The 2366-nt window shown below is 34.3% G+C and carries 2 protein-coding genes; one reads left to right on the top strand and one right to left on the bottom strand.

Annotated features, from left to right (window positions below; translation table 11 throughout):
* The coding region (locus F6K22_RS38910) for a helix-turn-helix domain-containing protein (protein ID WP_363275392.1) at positions 1-194 on the bottom strand (194 nt) is incomplete at its 3' end.
* A 1208-nt stretch (positions 195-1402) separates the two neighbouring features.
* Between F6K22_RS38910 and F6K22_RS38905 the strand changes: the two genes are divergently transcribed.
* Positions 1403-1840 carry a hypothetical protein gene (locus F6K22_RS38905; protein WP_293110297.1) on the top strand — a complete coding sequence of 146 codons (438 nt, stop codon included), beginning with the start codon at positions 1403-1405 and terminating at the stop codon, positions 1838-1840.
* Positions 1841-2366 lie beyond the last annotated feature (526 nt).

The raw sequence follows: 2366 nt of genomic DNA, 5'->3' as shown, positions 1-2366 counted from the left end.
GAAACTTCTGATAACCATTCTCTGTCTTCAGTGTTTTTAGCTTGAGTAATAAAAAGCTTTTGTAATTCGGATAAGTCAAGTTTCTTTTCTCCTGAAGTATACTTTTCTTGGCAGCAAGCTAGGCTATCATTCCAAACTACACGGACGCAACCAAATAACTTTGCGCTCTCGGTATTTTTGTTGGCGTGTTGGATATATACGATACTTAAATCTAGCCTTCATAATCTGAGGTTTTAATTATTAACATTGACTATAACATACTTATTGAAAAAAACAACTAAAAAGTCGCCCTAGAAGGGCGAGGCTTCAAACCCATTTTTTTGGTGAAAAACCCGACGGGTGGCGCATAAGCGGAAAACGGATTAAGCGTGGTTTGTATCGTAGTGCCTATAATTGGTTAGTCAATGCCGATTGTAATGGTAGTGCAAATATTCGTAAGAATTGTAAAGGCAATGCTTAAATTAGATTTGAGCAAAGTCAATAGAGGCATCGTCAAGATGCCCATCAGAGTTAGGCTTTGGGCTAATTCTGTGCAAGAATCTCCGTCGCGAAGAGCGCGGAGAGCGTCAATACCTTACCTTTTTGAAGCTTATTCTGAACCTTTCTTCAGAATTGACTTATATATTTGAATAAATATTTACTACAAATTTATATTCCATATTTCCTATTTATTATTTATAAACAAATAATGTGTAACATTATTTTATCAATCTAGTATTACAGACTAACTTTTCCTGGTAGTGGCAAACAAGTAATGATAAGTAGTAGGGGATAGCTGAAAAACAGCTATCCGATTATAACTTTAGGAATAGAGAATTAAGTCACTGAATAGTTCTGATATTTCTACTATTTCCTGAATAACTGTAATACTATTTCTTAAAAATCTTGCTATACCCGATCTGGTAGGGAAATGTGGAGTGTGTGGGTTCTGGGGGCAGAGGTTAAAAGTAGGAATCATAATTACTAACGGACTAATAATTATCAAAAACAGACTTTAAATCTTGGTAACCATTTCACTGTTGAAGTATAGAAAAAGTATAGAATTAATGCATGGTAATTGGTATAACTTCCAAGCAAAAATAGCAAAAATCCGTAATTTCTCGGAATTTATTAGTAGGTATTGGTGGAGGATATCTAGAATTTTAAACGGTATATTCCCGATCGACACTAGAGTACAGCTAATTTGAGCTATTCACTTTATAAGCAATCTATCTTCAAAAAATTATCTATCAAAGTTCAGTATTTTCTGGGTAGATATTTGATTAGTTTTAGCTGATAATAAGATGAGAAAGTTAAAAAGCAATGAAAAAAACTAATTTGATTCATTGTTACTAATTGTTATAAAACAAGAATTTGATTTGTTAAGAACAAGCTGATTTTACGTCTTATTAAGGAGTTTGCCGTGAATTTATCTAAAGTCAATCAAAAACTTTTAAAACTGGGAGCATTAACAGTTGGTACATTTGTATTATTTACTTCTTCAGCAAAAGTTTTAGCATCTACTCCTGGACAAACGAATAACAAATCTATGTTACTTGCTCAAGCATCTCGTCAGGAGTGGCGTATTTGTGAGCAAAAAGGAGAAAATTGGTCTGAGGTAAAATACTTTGAATCTAAAAATTATTTTGCCAATATTTGTCGTAATAGTAATGGTCAATTAACTTTAGTAGCTGGCGCGAAATCAAATCCTAATCAACTTTTAGAATTACCTGTCACTGGTGAACAAGGATATTTAGCTATTGATGGAAGTAAAACTTTTATGATTGATAATACTCATTTTAGTATGGCTATAAACGGAATGGTAGTCAGGAAAGAACAAGTAACTTACAGAGGACAGTAGATTTACTAATACTGTTTTTAGAAAAATTTTTACAATTAGCACTTGATTTGATGGCTTTATTTGTAATTTATTAAGACTTAATTTGATAGTTAGATGCTATTGTGCATCAAAAAATTTATTGTTGAATTAAACAAACTGTTTCTGTATCTAAAAAAATTAGCAAATTATCTGGGTGCAACTTATATCATATTTGTCATTGACCAGAAAAATACCAAAAATTACAGCGCTTTTCGGTATTGATCGACCATATCGTCACAACCAAAACCCTGTAGGGGCGTTTTACTCCCCAACATATTTGCGCAGCATTCCATAGGAAAAAGCGGAGATGCCGCCTCAGTAAATGGCCATTCACCCCTACTCTGGTCTATCGATAATGAAAACCACTGTAATATTAGGATAGTGAAGTTCTCTCCCGCTAAATCGAAGATTATAGCGGGAGCTTCTCCTCCTCACGGATAGAGCTTCCTGTTTCGTAGGCTGACTAACGTCTACGCCTCCACAGGCTGCAACGATGAGACCCACCGCC

The organism is Okeania sp. SIO2F4, from assembly GCF_010672385.1.
Classification (GTDB): domain Bacteria; phylum Cyanobacteriota; class Cyanobacteriia; order Cyanobacteriales; family Microcoleaceae; genus Trichodesmium.
The sequence above is the reverse complement of the archived record's forward strand: the minus strand, read 5'-3'. Positions and strand labels throughout refer to the sequence as shown.